Raw genomic sequence first — 20,308 nt, forward strand, 5'->3', positions numbered from 1 at the left:
CGCTACAAGCATTATAAACCATAAAACAAAAATTAAAATTATACGTTATAGAACTATATTGAATTTGGACACACCTACTAAAATCTAAACTCATGAAATGAGCGTGACCAAAATTTGGTCGCCAGCCCGAAAGATTCATTCTGGCGGGCAAACTCAAATGAAGATATGCGAATTACACCCGCCTGTCCGCCCGTTCCGGTACGGACGGGAACGATGTAGTCGGGCAGGTATGACCGCTAAAAAACCCATCCGTAACGGCACGGGCGGACAATAAATAACTACATATGAAAAAAATAATCCTATTGGCCACATTTCTGTTTTGCCTCCTTAGCATCGGCAGCTGCACCAACGACGAAGATGAGGAAAAAATTGATGTCCTTACCCCAGCGGACACTGCCAAAACCGAGCAAATGTTACAAGAACCGGTTGTTTAGACCAAACTATGCAATAAAATTACACACTTGCCGGTAAGCAGGAGTTTTGGAAAGGCATTGAATTCCTTGACAAGGACTGGATGACATGTTGGCAGTATGCAATAGGCTATATGTTGTAAGCAGTTGGCCAAAAAACGGATTTGCCCATTGCCTATGGCTTATAGCTTATTATGCAAAGCTAATGGTAAAGGTAGTACCCTTATCCACCTCACTATCCACAGAAATTTTACCCCCTAGGCTTGTAATATGATTGTACACCAAATATAGCCCAACCCCTTTACTATCACCGTTATTGTGGAATTTTTTATTTAATCCAAAGATTTTGTCCCCTACTTTTTCCATATCAAAACCTAATCCGTTGTCCGTATATATCAACTGTTTCCTACCTTTTAAAATTCTTGATGTTATGAAAATAACAGGTGGTGTATTTGGCATTCCATATTTTATGGAATTGGTTATCAGGTTAAGAAAAATACTTTCCATATAGTTCACATTATGCCTTACGCCCTTTAAGGTGGAAAAATCGACCTTAAAGGTTACATTGGCATTGATCAATAGGGAACCGATGGACGATTTTACATGATTTAGGACCCATTCAAAATCTACCTCTTCCAACTCAAGATCCGAGCCTTCTTTCTTGCTTAATAGGTCCACATACGTATTTAGGGATTTATTGAGGCCCTCCGTGGCCTTCTTCATATAATTCAGGGTCTCCAATATTTCGTTATCATCAATTTTACTAAAATCCAGAACCTCAAATATGGATAGTAGATTATTTACGGGAGCCCTTAAATCATGGGAGGTGGTATAATTGAGCTGTTTCAACTCTTGGTTTTTATCTACCAAGCTTATTAGGTAGTCTATACGCTCTTTCTCCAATTTCTTTTTGTGGGTAATATTTTTGGCTATCGCGTATACCAATTCTTCATCTTCCAAGGGGATTGAGGTCCAATGCAACCAAATGATTTCCCCTGATTTACAGACATATCTATTCTCATAATTTACTAAGGGTACATTATTTTTCAAATTTTCCCTGTACCTAGCCGTTAGATCCCTATCTTCCACATAAATAAATTCCCTAATGGGCCTAGAGAATAATTCCTCTTCCGAATAACCCAAAAGTTTAACCAAAGCGGGATTTACTTTTTTGAAATAGCCATCATAACCGGCTATACATAATAAATCCATGGAAAGATTAAAAAAAGGGTCTAGACTAAGGCTTGTAGTTTCCTGCATATTGCTCCTAAGATAATGAACTTATCTTGACTTTTTCTATTACCTGCAAAATCATCATTTTGCACCCTAATTTTGTCTTTTTCTCTCACCGTAGCGCTGCTATGCTGCTCTAAAAATCCTTCATTAGGATACAAAAGCATAACTTTTCGGTTCAAAACAAAAAGTCAAGATGAGTTCAATGGTAATATAAGGGTTTTTTAACGAAAAAATGAGTACTTCCACTTGTCCTTCCCAAGACCAGGCCTAGGCATATTCGTAAAACATACTCAAAAAACTACTTATTTATGCAGCTGGCAGGGATCTGGATAAAACCAAAAGACCAGAGGTTAAATAAACTACGGTCTTTTTTGACTTCTATGCCTTTCCCTGGCCAGCAGGGTATTTTTTAACAACATGGCAATGGTCATTGGGCCCACACCTCCTGGAACCGGAGTAATATATGAAGCCTTCTTGCTTACATTTTCAAAATCAACATCCCCGGTAATATAATACCCTTTTTCCTTGGTGTCGTCGGCCACTCTTGTAATACCCACATCGATGATTACTGCATCATCCTTCACCATTTCGGCTTTTAAGAAATTGGGTACCCCGAGGGCAGAAATCACAATATCGGCCTGCGAGATTATCTGGGTAATATTCTTGGTATGGCTATGGGTCAAAGTAACCGTAGAATTGCCGGGCCATCCCTTCCTCCCCATCAGTATACTCATGGGCCTCCCTACTATATGACTACGGCCAATAACCACGGTATGTTTACCTTTGGTCTCTACCTTATACCTTTCCAAGAGTTCCAATATACCAAAAGGGGTGGCAGGAATGAAAGTGCTCATATCCAGCGCCATTTTTCCAAAATTGGTAGGATGAAATCCGTCTACATCCTTGTCGGGGTCTACCGCCAACAGTACACGCTGTGTATTGATCTGCTCCGGCAAGGGCAGTTGCACAATAAACCCGTCAATATCATCATCTTGGTTAAGTTCCTCGATCTTGTTCAACAACTCCTGTTCCGAAGTGGTACTGGGCAACTGTACCAAGGTAGATTCGAATCCTACCCGCTCACAAGACTTTACCTTGCTCCCAACATAGGTAAGACTGGCACCGTCGCTTCCAACAATGACCGCGGCCAAATGGGGCACTTTTTCTCCTCGCTCCCGCATTTTGGCCACTTCGGCCGCTATTTCCTCCTTAATTTGATTTGACACTTTTTTACCGTCTAGTATTTCCATTTTTTAGTATTCAGTTCCCAGTGGCAGTTGGCAGTCCTTTACACAGCAAACTTGCCCGGGTTGTTAATCATGAATTGTAATAATCTTCCTATTTCCAAACTTCCTTCAATAAGGTCCCGTTTGTCATCCGCTGATATATACTTGCAAGATTCGGCAAATTCCAACCAAACCTGAGTTTCCGAATTTTCACTATCGGCATCTGTCAACTTGCTGATAAAATGCTTTTCATATCTCCTTTTTCTATAGGCTTCAGAAATATTGGCACAAACAGAACGGGAAGACCTTCTAATCTGGTCTGTCAAAGCATAGGTCTCATCTTAAGGAAAGGATTTTGACACTTCAAAAATATCCATCGCCAGCTTAAATCCTTTTTGATAGGCCAATAATTTTCTATATCCCATGCCTTTATTTAGCTATAGAGCTTTTTGAAATTTACTGCCAACTGTCACTGAAAACTGTCAACTCATTCAAGAGAACCTTACTTCATCCCCTTCATGGCCCCCATCATCTGCATCATCTTTTTACCGCCGCCGCCCTGCATCATCTTCATCATCTTGCCCATTTGATCAAACTGCTTCAACAATTGATTTATTTCCTGAATGCTGGTACCACTGCCCTTGGCTATTCTCTTTTTTCTGCTAGCGTTCAATTTTGCAGGGGTAGATCTTTCATCCGGAGTCATGGAATGTATAATGGCCTCTATATGCTTAAAGGCGTCATCATCAATATCCAAACCTTTTAACGCCTTTCCCGCACCTGGGATCATTCCCATAAGATCCTTAAGGCTGCCCATCTTTTTAATCTGTTGTATCTGGCTCAAAAAATCATCAAAACCAAATTTGTTCTTGGCTATCTTCTTCTGGATTTTTCTGGCCTCCTCTTCATCAAACTGTTCCTGGGCCCTTTCCACCAAAGACACTACATCTCCCATACCCAGGATCCTTTCGGCCATACGGGAAGGATAGAAGACATCTATGGCATCCATCTTTTCCCCGGTACCTATAAACTTAATGGGTTTGTTTACGACCGATTTAATCGAGATAGCGGCTCCACCACGGGTATCCCCATCCAGTTTTGTTAATATGACCCCATCAAAATTAAGAACCTCGTTAAATGATTTGGCCGTGTTAACAGCATCCTGACCGGTCATGGAATCCACCACAAACAGGGTTTCCTGGGGCTGAACGGCTTTATGGATATCGGCAATTTCTTTCATCATTTGCTCATCCACAGCCAAACGACCTGCCGTATCTATAATAACTACGTTAAAACCATTTGCCTTGGCGTGGGCAATACCTGCTTTTGATATGGCAACGGGATCATTATTTCCCCTATCCGAAAAAACCTCGACACCGATCTGCTCCCCAACAACATGAAGTTGGTCTATAGCTGCAGGCCGATATACGTCACAGGCCACCAACAATGGTTTTTTGGCCTTTTTGGTCTTAAGATAATTGGCCAATTTTCCTGAAAAGGTAGTTTTACCGGAACCCTGCAGACCGGACATTAGGATTACCGAAGGCGTACCTGACAAATTGATGCCCTCTGCGTCTCCGCCCATAAGCTCGGTAAGTTCGTCCTTTACCAATTTTACCATTAACTGGCCTGGCTGAAGGGAGGTCAATACATCCTGCCCCAGTGCCTTTTCCTTCACCTTATTGGTAAACTCCTTGGCAATTTTAAAGTTGACATCTGCATCCAAAAGTGCCCTACGCACCTCCTTTAAGGTTTCCGCAACATTGATCTCTGTAATTTGTCCATGTCCTTTTAGAACATGCAACGCCTTATCCAACTTTTCACTTAAATTATCAAACATAGTCTTACTTTATTATCAGGAAAGCGCAAATTTAAGAATAACTACCGTAAGTGTGAAGCGTGGGAGGAAAAATATAAAAGTAAACTACCTCGGGGCAAGCCCACGAAGCATTTAAAGGAAATTCAAGTTTGATTTCGACGCAAGCGTCAGCGCATTTAAATCTCGATTATCGAGTAAAAAAAGGGCAACTTCCAAAAGAAGTCACCCTTTTCCAAAAATTGGGGCAAAATTTTTACTTCTTTTCGAAGACTAGGATATCCATGCTTCCGTCGCTACTTATATCCTTAAGTTCCAATCTATCGGCATCGATGGAAACTATCTTCCAATCATCGCTCAGATCGGCCAAAGACTCCGTCAAACCAAAATTTAGATAGAACTTCAACTCCCCTTCGCTATCCCTGATTATTCTCCATAATCCCGGATATGAAGGTTCGGCTTCCCCTGTGGTAGCTTGTAGTAGCAATCCGGCTTGGAAAGCAAAAGTATAGGGATCATAATTCTCGGTTTCATCAACCTCATCATCCGAATAATTCGCCACTATCCATTCGCCGCCCATCATAATATTTCTGATCTCGGCAACATCCCCGTCATCGGCATTGTCATCGCACACTCTTTCCAGAATAAGTTCGTAGTGCTCATCCTCTATATTAAACTTTAGGCGTTTGTCCTTAAGATCGGATAACAACCATTCAAAACTGACCCCTGGTTCATCGCCCATGGTAATGGCCATGACCAAACGTCCTTGGGCATTGGTAGTAATGGCCCATGTTCCTTCGGAAACATTGGATTCATTGCTTAGGGTAACCACTCCCTCGGCCTGAAAATTAAACCCGTATCCCAAAAGCCGATCCAATTCCTCATCATTTACTTCAACCTTTTTAATGACCCAGCTACACTCCCCCAAAATTTCCCTCAAGGTATCCGGGGTGTTATCTATGATATTACACGCCTTTTTCATTATTATCTTCTCTCCTTCCCCGGCATACAGCTTAATTTTACCATCTCCAAGATCATACACCGGCCATTCTAGGGTGAAATCTACCAAAGCTTCAAACTCTAGTTTCAACAATAGCCTATTTTCTCCAATCCCAGTACTCCAAGTCCCCATTAAACTATTACCTCCCCTATCCTTCATAACTACATTTCCGTCTTCGGTAAAATTCATCACATAGTCAAAATACTGATCGGTGCTGTTTACATTGGCCCTTATTACCTCATTCACCAACCACGGACAGGCAACAAGATATTCTTGCAGACGCTCCTGGGTAAGCTCATCATCGTCATCATCGTCACATTCACTTTTTGCAGTTTCAATGGCATTGGCCAATTCGGCATTATTACTTACACTAACTTGGGTATCATCATATAACTTCAAGGTAATGGGAAAATCAAAACTAAGCAGGTCATCATCACCACGCTCCGCAAAATAACGTCTTAATTGCATATCATTTTCTACAGTTACATTACCGGTTTGCTGTAGATCGATATTAAAGGAATACACTACTATTGGGTACACAAAATCTATACATGAAATATCATCGTCATCCCCCCTTTCAATACATTCCTCGACCTTTTGACGGAGTTGCTCCTTGTTATTTATGGTTATTTCGGTATAATCCGACAAGGTTACCTGTATGGGAAATATGATTTCCAAGATATCATCATCTATCTCTACCTCATTAAACAGCTGCTTTATCAACTTTAGGTCTTCTTTGGCATCTATATTGACCTCTAGCCCATTTACCTTTACCACATAAGGAAAATTGATGGCAAAACAACTGGCCCCATCCACTATATTATCATAGGATCCATCTTTGGATGAAGTCCTTTTTATTAATTGTGCCGTACTGGAACTTGCCAATATGGCCTCCTGATCGTCCTCACCCGGTAATTCTTCAAATTCTTCCTGACAGGAGGTAAAACTTAATGCCGCAAGAAGTAGGCTCGAGAACATTAAATAAGACATAAACTTTTTCATAACGATTTGGTTTTTATTTGTTCGTATATCCCTAAAACAACCCACTTTTAAAAAACCCTACCCTGTTTTTCGCTTTTTTTAAAATATCTTTGAAAAAACTAAAGACAAGCAGGCTTGAAAGCTATCAAAGAAGAACATATATGTAATGATGACGTTTACGCTTCCATCTTCAGCACCTATTCCAAAACGGTCTTCAACTATATATATTATAAGTTTGGCAATGAAGAAAAAGCGTATGATGTTGTACAGGAAGCATTTATAAAATTATGGGAAAACTGTTCCAAGGTTGCTCCAGACAAGGCGAAGTCCTATGTATATACCGTTGCCAACAATTTGTACCTGAACGTTCTAAAAGCCGAAAAAGTAAGATTAAAATATGCCCCGGATACCAATGCAGTGGTCCATGAGTCCCCGGAATTTATATTGGAAGAACAGGAATATAAGGAAAAATTGGAACGGGCATTGGCCGCTTTGCCGGAAAACCAACGTACCACTTTTTTATTAAATAGGATAGACGGGAAGAAATATGCGGAAATTGCGGATATGGAAGGTGTAAGTGTAAAAGCCATTGAAAAAAGAATGCACCTTGCCCTCAAATCGCTCAGGGAACGGATCGAAGGAATATAAAAGGGAGAATAGAGTATGGAGAGATTAGTATTGAGTATTGGGAAATTAGTGGAGCACTATTGGCCTCTAATATGATTTATAAATTATTATTTATCCAGATCAAGCTTATGGAATTTTCAATTTATGCTGAAAGCCAAACTCTAAATACTAAATACCCATTTCTTAATACCAATATAAATTATTGATCTAAAAGTAGGGTATTTCATTTATTGATTGTTATACCTAAATAAAGCTGGAAACCATGCAGGAAAATTATTTGGCAAAATGGCTCAACAATGAACTCACGGAAGAGGAGTTGGCCAAATTTAAGGAGTCCAAAGAGTATGCCCCGTATTTAAAACTTCGGGAAGCTACCGATAATTTGGAAGCGCCTGATTTTGATATGGCCAAGGCATGGGAAGACCTCAACAAACACAAAATTGGCACTAAGGGCAAAGTAATTAAACTTAATCCTTACAAGAAATACTTGGGTATTGCTGCTGCAGTAGCCCTACTTTTTATTGCCTCCTTTTTATACTATGGAAGTCTGAACGAAAAAATAAGTACACAATATGCAGAAAGGACCGAGATAGTACTACCGGATGCGTCGGAGGTTCAACTAAATGCCGATTCCCACATTTCGTACAGCAAAAAGAATTGGGCCAAAAAAAGGGATATAGCACTAGAAGGGGAAGCATATTTCAAGGTTGCCAAGGGTAAGCGTTTTACAGTAACGACCGCGCATGGAACCGTTAGCGTTTTGGGCACGCAATTTAATGTAGAAAACAGAAAAGACTTTTTTGAGGTTGCCTGCTATGAGGGGCTGGTAAGTGTGGTCTACAATAAAAAAGAAATAAAACTTCCCGCTGGTAATTCTTTGGTCGTAATAAATGGGCAATTACAGGCTTTGGCAATCCCAAACACAAAGGAACCATCTTGGATTAGGAATGAAAGTAGCTTTAAGAGTATTCCCTTGAAATTTGTTTTGGATGAATTTCAAAGACAATTTAATATTGAGGTCGCTACCGAAAATATAGATACCGATCAATTATTTACAGGATCCTTTAGCAATACCGACAAGGAATTAGCGTTGCAAAGTATAAGTACTCCTTCTCAGATCAAGTTTAAATTAGAGGGGAATAAAGTGCTATTCTATGCTGAAACACCATAAATACATTGTATTTCATTTTATCCTATACTTTTTTCTTTTGGCCCCCAATCCCAACCGGGCACAAGAAAATAGCACACAAAAAGTAAACCTCATTGGCTATTTGGAGGAACTGGAACGCGAGTTCAACATTAAGTTCTCCTATGTAGATCAGGACCTGGGACAGCTGCGGTTCTCTATTCCCAGCACCAACTCCTTGCCCCTAATACTGGAAGAACTCCGCAAACAGACACTGCTGGACATTACCCAGCTCAACGACCGTTATTTTGCCTTGTCCAAAAGCAAGTTCGTGGATATCTGCGCCAATGTGGTGGACAATTTTGAGAACAGTACCATCGTGAATGCTACCGTAGAGGTTTTGGGCAGCAATATATCCCAAGTAACTGATATGAAAGGACAGTTCCAAATAACGAAGGTACCCAGGAATGCCAATATCGCGATCAAACACCTTGGTTTTAAGACCAAGTATTTAAGTGCGGAAGAATTGGCGGCCAACAATAGCTGCAAGACTATCCTATTGTCTCCAAATTACCAACAATTGGATGAAGTAGTTGTTTATCAATTTCTTACCACTGGCATCACCAAAGAACCGGATGCCAGCATTGAGCTCAATACGGATAAATTTGGAATTTTACCCGGTCTCATAGAACCCGATATACTACAGACCATACAGGCATTGCCCGGCATTAAAAGTGTGGATGAGACGGTATCCGATATTAATGTTAGGGGAGGTACCAACGACCAAAATTTGGTTCTGTGGGATGGAATAAAAATGTACCACTCCGGACATTTTTTTGGTTTGATCTCTGCCTTTAATCCCTATTTGATCGAAAATGTGAACATCATAAAAAATGGGACCAGTGTACAATATGGCGATGGAGTGAGCAGTGTAATAAATATCAATACCAGAAACAAGATCAGTGATTCGTTGGTTGGAGGGGCTGGATTTAATCTATTAAGTGGCGATGTTTTTGGACAGCTGCCCCTGTCCAAGAAAATTTCCGTTCAGTTTTCCGGAAGGCGATCTACCACCGATTTTATAAATACCCCAACTTACAATCGGTTTTTTGACAAAGTTTTCCAGGATAGTGAGGTCAAGGAAAATGAAAACTCCCCCAATCCCGAGAACACGGTGAGGGACGAAGATTTTTATTTCTATGATTTTACCGGAAAATTGCTTTACGACATCAATGAAAATCAAAAGGCCAGACTAAGTTTCATCAATACCAACAACCACCTTAAATACACTGAAAAAACTGGGGATGGCACTGCCAAAAGTTTATTGGACCAGACCAATCTATCCTTTGGGGGAAGTTTGGAAAGTAAATGGACGCCCAGATGGAGTACCCATTTAAACCTATATTACACCCGTTACAATTTGGATTCCCAAAACATTCCTTCACCATCCCAGCAGCTTTTTCAGAGCAATCAGGTTTTGGAAAAGGCAATAAAGTTAAACACCTATTACCACTTGGGCCAAAATCTTGGTTGGCTGAACGGATATCAACTTAATGAGGTGGGCATAACCAACTTTACACAAGTTAGCCAACCTTCCTTTAAAAGCAATATAAAAGGGGTAATAATGACCCATTCCTTATTTTCCGAGTTGGATTATAGGTCGAAGAATGAAAAATTCCATGCCAGAGGCGGACTTAGATTGAATTATATTAAAAACCTCAAGACCTTTAAAACCTTTGAAGAAGTTATCCTAGAACCTAGATTAAACATAAATTATGCTATCACCGATAGGATCAAGGCCGAACTACTGGGCGAATTTAAAAGTCAGACCACCAACCAAATAATAGATCTGGAACAAAATTTTCTAGGGATAGAGAAAAGGCGGTGGATGCTTTCGGACAACGACGTATTGCCCATTACAAAAAGTAAACAAATTTCGCTTGGACTAAACTATGATAAAAATACGCTCTATGTTGGTGTGGAAGGATTCTATAAAAAGGTGGATGGTATAAGCACGACTACCCAGGGATTTCAAAACCAAGATCAATTTAACGGTGAAATAGGGAAGTACGATGTATCGGGAATCGAATTCCTGATCAATAAAAAAACTGCCACCTATAGCACATGGCTCAGTTACGCATATAACACCAACAATTACACTTTTGAGAATATAACGCCCCAACAATTCCCCAACAATTTGGACATTAGGCACACCCTGACCTTTGCGGGCACCTATACTTATAAGAGTTTCAGAATGGGCCTTGGGGCCAATTACCACACGGGAAGACCGTATACCAAGCCACAGGAGGGCAACAATGCTATAATCCAAAACATATTCCCCAACCAAATCAACTACATGGAACCCAACAGCAGCAGACTCCCTGCCTACCTAAGGGCAGATGCTTCGTTTATCTACAACTTCAAAATGGGCCAAGGTATAAGATCTTCTGTAGGTGCTTCCGTACTTAACCTACTGAACAAAAAAAATATCCTGAACATCTATTACAGAATAAATGAACAAAACGAAATTGAAACTATAGAAAGGGTTTCCCTGGGCATTACCCCAAACTTTAGTTTTCGTTTGAGCTTTTAATTTACTTCATTCCTTTGCAATAAAAATAAGTAATGGGCAGCTTGGTTATATTACATAAAAAAACCGGAAGCTTTGGAATAGCACCTATCCAAAACTTCCGGTATATAAGTAATTGATCAAATTATTTGCTCAAATCCTTGATTCTAATATTTCTAAAGGCCAGTTCGGCACCATGCCCCAAGAAACCAATATGCCCTGTATTCCTTTCAAGACCTGGGTGTTCCTTATGGTCCGCCGTCCCGTTCTTTGACGCTTCTTTCCAATCCCCATCCACTATGACAATGCCATTTAAGGTTATTTTGATATGATTCCCCTTAACGATTACTTCTTGTGAATTCCACTCCCCTACCGGGTTTAGGGCCCCTCTTTTGGCAGCCATTATTCCATAAACAGAACCGTGATATTGATAGGGTTGCAAATTGGCATAAATCTCGGCCGTATCGTCCAATATCTGCAATTCCTTGCCTTCATAGGCAGCATCCCCTTCCAATGGCGCATGGATACCTAAACCGTTATTGGCACCCGGGGTCAATTTAAAATCAAATCTAAAAATGAAATCGGAATATTCCTCGGCCGTAAACAAATTACCGTGTCCCCCTCTCTTTGGGCGCACCAAAAGCTCATTGTTTTCCATGACATAATCGGTCTTATTTCCGATCCAGTGATCCAGGTCCTTTCCATTCAACAAGGATTTAAAACCTTCCTTCCTTTCCGCTTCCGTCAACTGATCATCCCCAGAACCAATTTCCCTTACATAAACGTTCCTAAAGCCCAAGTCCTCACCATGTGCCTGTAGTTCAATGGCCTCCTTTGCAAAAATGGCCTGTTTGCGATCCCAATAGTTCTCCAAGACCACATTATCCGTAACCAATACACCATTTAAATGTACGGTAACGCGTTCGCCCACCATTTTGATCCTAAAGGTATTCCATTCATCAATAGGGTTGTCCGCCACTTGTAGCGGCTTGCTCTCATGCTTCTGATTATTGTACAATCCGCCCGAGCCCACTTGGGCACCGGCATCAACTCTTGCAATATCCCAGATTTGTACTTGTGGGGTTCCCCTCAAATAAATACCACTGTCGCCACCATTGGTAATCTTCCAATCTACCAACATTTCAAAATCGCCATAATCCTTTACCGTACAGATATTATTGTATCCTTCCCCTCTAAAACCGATAACCCCGTTTTCTATATACCAATCCTTCATCATTTGTTCATTGGCCTTGGCCTGTTCGGCCGCCAATTTTCTTGCGGACATTTTGGAACGTGCAATTGGGTTTTGCACCAATCCTTCCCATCCTGTGAAGTCCTTTCCATTAAAGATCGGGACAAAGCCTTTGTCAGTAGGCATTTTTTCCAAAAACTCCCTAACATCAATTTTAATATATTGACTATCGGGGCCGGTAAGGTTATCGACACTTTTGGAGACGATATCCCTAACGACTTCTCCACTTAAACCGTCCTGCTTACCGGGGGTTGGCAAGGCAATGGCAATAGCTACATTGGATGCGGTTGTCAAAAGCTCCCTATCCTTTAAATACTCCGAAACAAAGATCAGGGCAAGAAAGGTCTTTATGTTCCCCGTAGCAGAAAGCACCTGTTTCTTTTCGGCGAGGGTTTTGGCCTCCGGCATCAATTTCCTTACCAACAGCAACTTTTGATCATTAGGATAATCGGATTGTCTTACCTTGGCAAGATAGTTGGCAAATGCATTTTTCCTTATGGCATCATCGGTACTAGCAGTGGCCGATTTAAACAAATATGGCAGGGCATTGTTATTTTTCCAGCTGGACATGGCATCCAAGGCAATCATTTTCTCATTATCATTACCTGTATCCAATCTTTGGGCTACCAATTCCAACGCCTCCTGGTTGCTTAAGGAAGCCAATACGGGCAACAATTTTGCCTTGTCCGACGCCGCTTTATATTCCTTGAACACAGTATCCGCATATTTGCCGTTACCATCATCCAATATATTTAATATGGCCAACTGTGCATTTTTTATATTTTCCAACTTATCGGTCCCGTTCAATAGATTCAATAATGTGGAAAAATCCTTGTCCGATGAAATGGACGGCAATGCCCTATATACCGCATCGGTAACATTTTCGCTACCAGCATCGATATACCCTACCAAAGTTTCAAATTGATCGGTGGCATTCCTTGCCGCCAGAACATTTACCAATACTTCCATGCCGGCCCCATCAACCTTGGCCAATTGCCCGGCCAGCAACCCACTGTCCTTGGCATCCACCAATCGCAATAAGGTTTCCTCAATGGCAATAAATTCTTCAGGGGAAGCAGCCAATTTAAAGCTGTTGAACAATACCGGCAAAGCCTTGTTCTTATCCTGATAGGACAAGGATTTTATTCCAGCCTCACGCACAAGGGCATCCTTGTCTTCCACCGCCTTCAAAATTACCTTTTCAAAAACAACAGCTTCCCTGCTCTTTGCCAGCATTCTAATGATAAGTGGTTTAACTACATCCGATGATTTCCCATACTGTTTTGTCCAAAGGGCAACCTCAGTGGGAGAAAGATCGGAACCGGCGGCATCCAATACGGCCCCAACGTAATTCTTGTTGCTGTTCTTGGATTCCTTCAACAAAGTCTTGGTAAAGGCAGTGCCTTCGTTGTCGCTTAATAAATGGATTCCCGCCGAGCGATAGTGTAATTGGTCCTCCATCCTACAATTTTTAAGCAAAGCCTTGGCCACATTACTACTTAAATTTTTGTTACCCTTCTTTTGCAACCTATTGCCATAAAGAATAAAGGCCAAGATACTCTTAGTGTCATCCAATCTATAATCGGAGTTCCCAACGGCATTTTCCAATACCTCGTAAGAACTTGGACTGCCTATTTCGGCCAGTGCCATCAAGGCCCTTTGTTGAACGATTTTTGAGGATGAGTTTACCTTGGCTTTCAATACCTCTTCGGCCGGAGCAAATTGCAAGGCTGCCAAAGCCTCTATAAAAGCGGCCTGTTTTTCTACATCCCCATCTTCCGTAGCTTCCAAAATGGCCAAGGAAGCATCGGTGGTACCTATGGCCGTTAACGCGGCCAATGCAGGCTTAAAAAGATCGTTGTTGGACAGGTACTTGGTCAAGACCGGAACACTCACATTGGTCCCAACGTAAATTAGCCGATCCATTAAAAAGGTTTTAACCTCATTGTTGGTGGCCGACTCCAGTGCTGTTATGAAGGTGTTTTCAACTAGCCCGTTCTCAATTTTGGGTAGTTTCCCACCACTGTATATGGCCACACTCTGAATGGCATATCTGGCCCGGGTATCGTCCCCGCTCCCAAGGGGAACAAGCTTATCCGTAATTTTTAGGATTCCATTCTGGTCCAGGTCCATTATTTCCTGCATCAAGCGATCCGAATGCTCCAGGTCTTCCGTTGGCAATTGCATCAAAATATCGGCCACCTTGGTATCCAAGGTTCTATTGTCCTGTGCACTAATGGCAAGTGTGCCCAAAAATAGCATCAGCACACCTATTTTTTTATGTAATGTATTCATGTTATGATTCTAGTATTTGGTTAATAGGCCCAAGCGGACCTCATTGGTTGATCTATTAATCTATTGGCTTCCGCATCATTGATAAATTCCTGTTTTACCGGATCAAACTCCAATGTACGCCCCAATCTCAAAGCGATTATTCCCATGTTCACAACGGTAGCGGAACGGTGGCCGTTCTCTTCGTTCAATGCAAATTTCTGTCTGGTCCTTACCGATTCCGAGAATACGGTAATCTGCTCCTCCGGGTCCGCAATACTATTGATCAGCCCTTCTATATTGGGGATGGTAGATTTAAATCCGTTATATATTTTCCCATTGGGCCCCTCAATATAAGCAGCATCCTTATCCCTATTTTCTCCATCCAGGATAATTTGGCAACCATCGGCATAGGTATAGGTGATTCTTCTCCAAGTACCTATGGCATCATAGTGTTGCTGGGGTGCATCCACCTCCACTTTAATAGGACTAGTATTGTCCTTTCCTAAAAAGTATTGAACCGGATCTATATAATGCTGTCCCATATCGCCCAATCCTCCGCCATCATAATCCCAATACCCCCTAAAGGTACCGTGCACCCTGTGCGGATGATAAGGTTTTTCCGGGGCCGGTCCCAACCACATATTATAGTCCAACTCCGCAGGCACAGGCTGAGGGGCTAAATTTTCTTTGCCCACCCAATAGAATTTCCAATTAAATCCGGTGATTCCGCTAATGGTAACCTTTAAGGGCCATCCAAGGGCTCCGCTATCCACCACCTTCTTCAACTTTTTTACCGGGGTACCCATCCCGTAAAAATTGTCTTTGAACCGGAACCAGGTATTTAAACGAAACATCTTGCCGTGCTGCTGCATGGCCTCCACTACTTTCTTGCCTTCGCCCATGGTCCTCGTCATTGGCTTTTCGCACCAAACATCCTTTCCTGCCTCTGCTGCCATAATGGACATAAGCCCATGCCAGTGCGGAGGAGTGGCAATATGCACAATATCTACATCCGGTCGCTGCAAAACTTCCCTAAAATCACGGTATCCCTTTACACTGCCCCCCACTTTTTGAAGGGTGCTGGATAGGTGATTGGCATCGGCATCGCAAATGGCCAAAAGCTTGGTTCCTTCATAATCCAAATGTCCCTGGCCCATGCCTCCAACACCTATTACGGCCTTGGTCAATTGATCGCTGGGCGGAATAAAATTGACTCCTCCCATGACATGTCTAGGAATTATACTGATCCCTGCAGCTGCCACAAGCGACTTTCTAACAAAATCCCTACGGCTGGTTGATTTTTTCTCCATCTATACTTATTCTATTAATTATTTGAAATTTCAACATATAAACCCACAAAGAAAATCGGTAATGCGTAAAAAAAGGGGTAATATTTGGGGTAATGAAATTGAAAAAGAGCAGATTATGCAAATATTTTTTTCGCAGACAGGTTCTATAATAGGTTATTCCCTACCATATCCTCAAATTTCACGGTATATATCTCCCCATAAATCTTTTCATAAAGCTTGGCAAAATTGTCATAGGCAGTATGTGCCAAACTTAATTTTCCCTGTCCAATAAGAATTTGCAATTTAATTTTCAGGGCATGTTCATTTAGATCATCGTATAAATACATCACGGATGCCAGATCGTACAATAAAGCACTATGGTTATCCAAGTCCAATTTTTTGGAAATATCATAACAGAATTCTATGATTTTATTGCTGATATTTTCAACAATGGGATCCAACCACGAGTTGCTCATATTTACAAAAAAACGATCAGCTTTCAAGATAGAGAACAATTGTGGCAATTGTTCTTCCAAATAGGGAACGGTTACATTGCTCCTACCCAAATCGTTCAAATAATTTAAAACAACCTGATAATCGAAAAAACAATTTTTTCCTATTTCCAAAAACCAACTTTTTTCCCGAAATATTAAATGCATCCCTTTGGCTTCGGATAAAATGGTCCTAAGATTTTGTATATTGGTCCCTCTGGTATTTTTTGAATTCTTTAGGCCCATTCCAGGCCAAAGAGCCTCGGTAAGCTTTTTGGTACTAATTCCATCCTTGTCCTTGGTACTATGCAGCAGGACAATAACAAACAGCTGTTTTAACTTTGGCGACAGTTTCTTGGCAATATCGATACCCTCAGAATTAATAATACGCAAAGATCCAAAACAAAGTATTTTTTCAGTGACATTCATTACGCTCTTTTGCTCCTTGTTGGAATTCATTTTTACCGGATCCTCCAATTTAGGAGATAGTTTGGTCTTAATTACTCTTTTCTTCCAATACTGGAACGCCAATAAAATTAGAAAAAATGTAGCAATGGCTATTGCTATTATCACAAAAAGGGATGGGATAGCAGCATCGTTTACTTCTATTTTTTGGTATTCCCTGGCAATTTCATGAGCATTAAGTTCCCGTTTCCAAATTTTAATATTTGTCAAGTATCCCTTAAAAAATTCTTGCCACAAATTACTGCCTATAACAACATTATAGTCGGACGTATCATAATCCTCAATGAGCTTTATCTTATCGGTCTGTACCCCATTTACAAAAAATAATAGTTCGTTGTTCACCTTGGAATGCACCAGAGCCACATGGGTCCATTCATTTAATGGTACCGGTGACGTCTGGGATATATAGTCCTTAACACCGGCCATGGTAAAAGTCAATAAGCCTTCGTGCAGCTTAAGGACAAAATTATCCCCTTTCCCCAGTATACTGTTGTTACTGGTTAGGACGGTAGGCTTTACCCAAGCCATTATGGTAAAACTTCCCTCCAGGGCCGTTCTACTGTCCAATCCGGCATCCACATAGGCCCCATCATCAAAATACCCCACCTTTCCATGAGCCTTGTCTTCTTTAATTTTTACATTATTGACTATTAGTTCCTTATCATTTTTTCTAGACACATTCTTAATGTCCGTTCCAAAAGTAAAATAGTCTGTTAGACCGTATTGGATATCCAAGGGAAAACCGACAAACTCTTTAAGATTACCTCTGTTTTCGGGGGTAGTAAAAATAATGTCGGGAGAGAAATAATACCCGGCCTTGTGGGGAATAAATACCGGCGAACTCTCAGTTGGATCTATTGGAAGACTAAAATGTCCGTTGACAATAAGGTTCCTATGGTTTTTGAAGCTTACCCCATTCAATAATCCACCTTTGGACCTTACCGTTCCAAATACCTTGTTTTTCTTATTAAGGCCATAGACGAGGCTATCTGCCAAAGGAAACCATTCGGGCTCAATTTGAATAAAATTGGGCATTTTTCCGGAACGGCTCCAAATATCCACAAAAATACTATCTTTTAAAAATTCTTTTTCCAGCACCATCACTGCCCCCATCTCCTTGCCGGTCTCAAACACTGGGAGGTCTTTATTGACGAACTGAACGCCCAATGATAAAGTCTCCAGGTTTTGCTTCGCTAGCAATGGAACCCAGGATCGGGATAAATAATCTTTGGCAAAAGGACTATCGGTCACTAGGATGAGCGAATCATTTTTTTTAACGAATTGCCGCAAAATAGTATCATAAACTTCCTTATAATTCGAAATATAAAGGGCTATGGAAGTTTCACCTCCAAGAAGAACAGGTAAATTGTTAGCTGTAATTTGATCAATATCTATTAAAATATGGGAATGCAGACGTATATTCCATTTATCCCCATCCGACAGGAGCTGGTATTCCTGGGCTGTCCCCACTTCCAGAAATAGAAGCAGGAACAACCAACAAAGTTTGGAAAAAGGAATTCTTCTTAGCAATATTTACGTAATAATCCCATTTAAGGCATTTCTATCAACTACGCAATTTAATAAGAATAACTAAACTAATATGCAATGAAATTAACTCAATGGAAATATTGCCCCATTGGTAAGGGTAGACATGCTTACATCCTATCCGGCACCTGTATTCCCAAAAGTCCAAAGGCCGATTTTATAACCTCCCCTACCTTTTTTGCCAATTGGACCCTAAATATTTTTTTGTTCTGATCCTGCTCCCCCAATATGGAAACATTTTGATAAAAAGAATTGAATTCCTTCACCAATTCATAGGTGTAATTGGCTACAAGGGCCGGACTATAGTTATCGGCCGCCAATTGGATGGTTTCCGGGTACAACTGCAATTGCTTTAACAACTCTTTCTCTTTAACATGTAAGTTGGTCAATTTTTGCGGGCTGTCCAAGTTTTGTTCCAATTCTGCCGCCTTTCTCAAAATTGATTGGATCCTGGCATAGGTATATTGGATAAAAGGTCCGGTATTTCCTTGAAAATCTACGGATTCTTCCGGATTGAACAAAATTCTCTTTTTGGGATCTACCTTTAGAATATAATACTTTAAGGCTCCCAGACCTATCATTTTATACAGCTCTTGTTTCCCCTCTTGGGAGTAATCTTCCAGCTTGCCCAATTCTTCCGAAATATCGGCCGCAGTTTGGGTCATATCATCCATTAATTCATCGGCATCCACTACGGTACCTTCCCTGCTCTTCATTTTCCCACTGGGCAGGTCTACCATACCATAACTTAGGTGATACAGTTTTTCCGCCCAAGAAAAACCGAGCTTCTGTAATATAAGGAACAGTACTTTAAAGTGGTAATCCTGTTCATTTCCAACGGTATAGACCATTCCCCCTACATCGGGGTTATCCTTTACCCTTTGTATGGCCGTACCGATATCCTGGGTCATATATACAGCGGTACCATCCGAACGGAGTACAATTTTTTCATCCAGCCCCTCGCCCGTTAGGTCTATCCAAACACTACCATCTTCCTTTTTAAAAAAGACTCCCCTACGCAATCCGTCCTCCACAAAGTCCTTTCCCAACAAATAAGTATCGCTCTCGTAATACATTTGATCAAAATCGACCCCCATGTTTTTGTAGGTGATCTCAAAACCATCATATACCCATTGGTTCATTGTCTTCCATAAACCTACCACCTCTTCATCCCCGGCCTCCCATTTTCTGAGCATTTCTTGAGCTTCCAATAAAATAGGTGCCTCTTTTTCCGCTACTTTTTCATCTATCCCCACAGAAACCATTGTAGCAATTTCTGTCTTATAGGCCTTATCAAAGGCAACGTAATAATTTCCCACTAATTTATCCCCCTTAAGTCCGGTACTTTGGGGTGTTTCCCCATTGCCAAAGCGTTGCCAGGCCAGCATACTTTTGCAAATGTGTATTCCCCTATCGTTAATGATCTGGGTCTTATAGACCTTCTTTCCTGAAGCTTTTAAGATTTCAGCTACGGAATATCCCAACAAATTGTTTCGAACATGGCCCAAATGCAGCGGCTTATTGGTATTGGGCGAGGAATATTCCACCATTATGGCCTCCTTGGTACTTTGGGAAACAAAGCCAAAACCTTGAAGATTCCTTATCGCTTCAAAAAAATCGAGGTAATATGCATTGCCTATGGTAATATTCAAAAATCCTTTGACCACATTGAAATTGGCCACCTCTCTCACTTCATCCTTTAGGAACTGTCCTATTTGTTCCCCTATTTGCGCCGGATTCCCCTTAACAAATCGCAACATGGGAAAAATAACCACAGTGATATCGCCTTCAAAATCTTTACGTGTAGGTTGAAATTCTACTGTTGGCAATTCAACTTTAAAAATAGAGGTAACGGCCTCCTTTACCTTTTGTAAAAGGACTTCTTGAATGTTCATTAATTTCGGCGTTTACGGCTGCAAAATTACGTAATTTTTATTCTTCCCCCCTATTGTTCGGGACAAGTAGGCCATAAAGATGGAGGATTTTTTTAACTTTATGATC

The 20,308-nt window shown here is 41.0% G+C and carries 12 protein-coding genes and 1 pseudogene; 4 read left to right on the forward strand and 9 right to left on the reverse strand.

Annotated elements, in window-relative coordinates:
• Positions 1–284: 284 nt before the first annotated feature.
• Positions 285–434 (forward strand): hypothetical protein, encoded by a 150-nt coding sequence (locus D0S24_RS21105; protein WP_181938079.1) that lies wholly within the window; start codon positions 285–287, stop codon positions 432–434.
• A gap of 168 nt (positions 435–602) precedes the next feature.
• Here D0S24_RS21105 and D0S24_RS11965 read toward each other — a convergent pair whose 3' ends face one another.
• The 5 genes and pseudogenes from D0S24_RS11965 to D0S24_RS11985 all read right to left on the reverse strand — a co-directional run bounded on the left by D0S24_RS11965 (position 603) and on the right by D0S24_RS11985 (position 6,690).
• Complete coding sequence (locus D0S24_RS11965) at positions 603–1,622, reverse strand: PAS domain S-box protein (RefSeq protein ID WP_258922835.1); 1,020 nt, start codon at positions 1,620–1,622, stop codon at positions 603–605.
• Between the two features lie 383 nt (positions 1,623–2,005).
• Positions 2,006–2,896, reverse strand: coding sequence for a bifunctional 5,10-methylenetetrahydrofolate dehydrogenase/5,10-methenyltetrahydrofolate cyclohydrolase (locus D0S24_RS11970; RefSeq protein ID WP_117020094.1), 891 nt, complete (start codon positions 2,894–2,896; stop codon positions 2,006–2,008).
• A gap of 38 nt (positions 2,897–2,934) precedes the next feature.
• Positions 2,935–3,297, reverse strand: a pseudogene (locus tag D0S24_RS11975) (four helix bundle protein).
• A gap of 77 nt (positions 3,298–3,374) precedes the next feature.
• A complete protein-coding gene (ffh, locus tag D0S24_RS11980) occupies positions 3,375–4,712 on the reverse strand; it encodes a signal recognition particle protein (protein WP_117020095.1) in 1,338 nt (445 codons plus the stop codon).
• A 232-nt stretch (positions 4,713–4,944) separates the two neighbouring features.
• A complete protein-coding gene (locus D0S24_RS11985) occupies positions 4,945–6,690 on the reverse strand; it encodes a hypothetical protein (protein ID WP_117020096.1) in 1,746 nt (581 codons plus the stop codon).
• Between the two features lie 114 nt (positions 6,691–6,804).
• Here D0S24_RS11985 and D0S24_RS11990 point away from each other — a divergent pair, with 114 nt between their 5' ends.
• The 3 genes from D0S24_RS11990 to D0S24_RS12000 all read left to right on the forward strand — a co-directional run bounded on the left by D0S24_RS11990 (position 6,805) and on the right by D0S24_RS12000 (position 11,015).
• Positions 6,805–7,317 carry an RNA polymerase sigma factor gene (locus tag D0S24_RS11990; RefSeq protein ID WP_117020097.1) on the forward strand — a complete coding sequence of 171 codons (513 nt, stop codon included), beginning with the start codon at positions 6,805–6,807 and terminating at the stop codon, positions 7,315–7,317.
• Positions 7,318–7,558: 241 nt separating this feature from the next.
• Positions 7,559–8,467 carry a FecR family protein gene (locus D0S24_RS11995; RefSeq protein WP_117020098.1) on the forward strand — a complete coding sequence of 303 codons (909 nt, stop codon included), beginning with the start codon at positions 7,559–7,561 and terminating at the stop codon, positions 8,465–8,467.
• Positions 8,451–11,015: a carboxypeptidase-like regulatory domain-containing protein gene (locus D0S24_RS12000; RefSeq protein WP_117020099.1), complete on the forward strand. Its 2,565-nt coding sequence runs from the start codon at positions 8,451–8,453 to the stop codon at positions 11,013–11,015. Before D0S24_RS11995 ends, D0S24_RS12000 begins: the two co-directional genes overlap by 17 nt.
• Before the next feature lie 121 nt (positions 11,016–11,136).
• On the opposite strand, the gene D0S24_RS12005 is transcribed toward D0S24_RS12000, so the two are convergent.
• The 4 genes from D0S24_RS12005 to argS form a co-directional block, all read right to left on the reverse strand.
• The gene (locus D0S24_RS12005; protein WP_117020100.1) at positions 11,137–14,538 is read right to left on the reverse strand and encodes a DUF1080 domain-containing protein; all 3,402 of its coding nucleotides are present in this window, start codon (positions 14,536–14,538) and stop codon (positions 11,137–11,139) included.
• A gap of 20 nt (positions 14,539–14,558) precedes the next feature.
• Positions 14,559–15,827: a Gfo/Idh/MocA family oxidoreductase gene (locus D0S24_RS12010; RefSeq protein WP_117020101.1), complete on the reverse strand. Its 1,269-nt coding sequence runs from the start codon at positions 15,825–15,827 to the stop codon at positions 14,559–14,561.
• A 143-nt stretch (positions 15,828–15,970) separates the two neighbouring features.
• A complete protein-coding gene (locus tag D0S24_RS12015; RefSeq protein WP_117020102.1) occupies positions 15,971–18,256 on the reverse strand; it encodes a LamG domain-containing protein in 2,286 nt (761 codons plus the stop codon).
• 161 nt (positions 18,257–18,417) lie between these two features.
• Positions 18,418–20,202 carry an arginine--tRNA ligase gene (argS, locus tag D0S24_RS12020; protein WP_117020103.1) on the reverse strand — a complete coding sequence of 595 codons (1,785 nt, stop codon included), beginning with the start codon at positions 20,200–20,202 and terminating at the stop codon, positions 18,418–18,420.
• Positions 20,203–20,308: the final 106 nt, after the last annotated feature.

It is taken from the genome of Arenibacter sp. P308M17 (genome assembly GCF_003426735.1).
GTDB lineage: Bacteria > Bacteroidota > Bacteroidia > Flavobacteriales > Flavobacteriaceae > Arenibacter.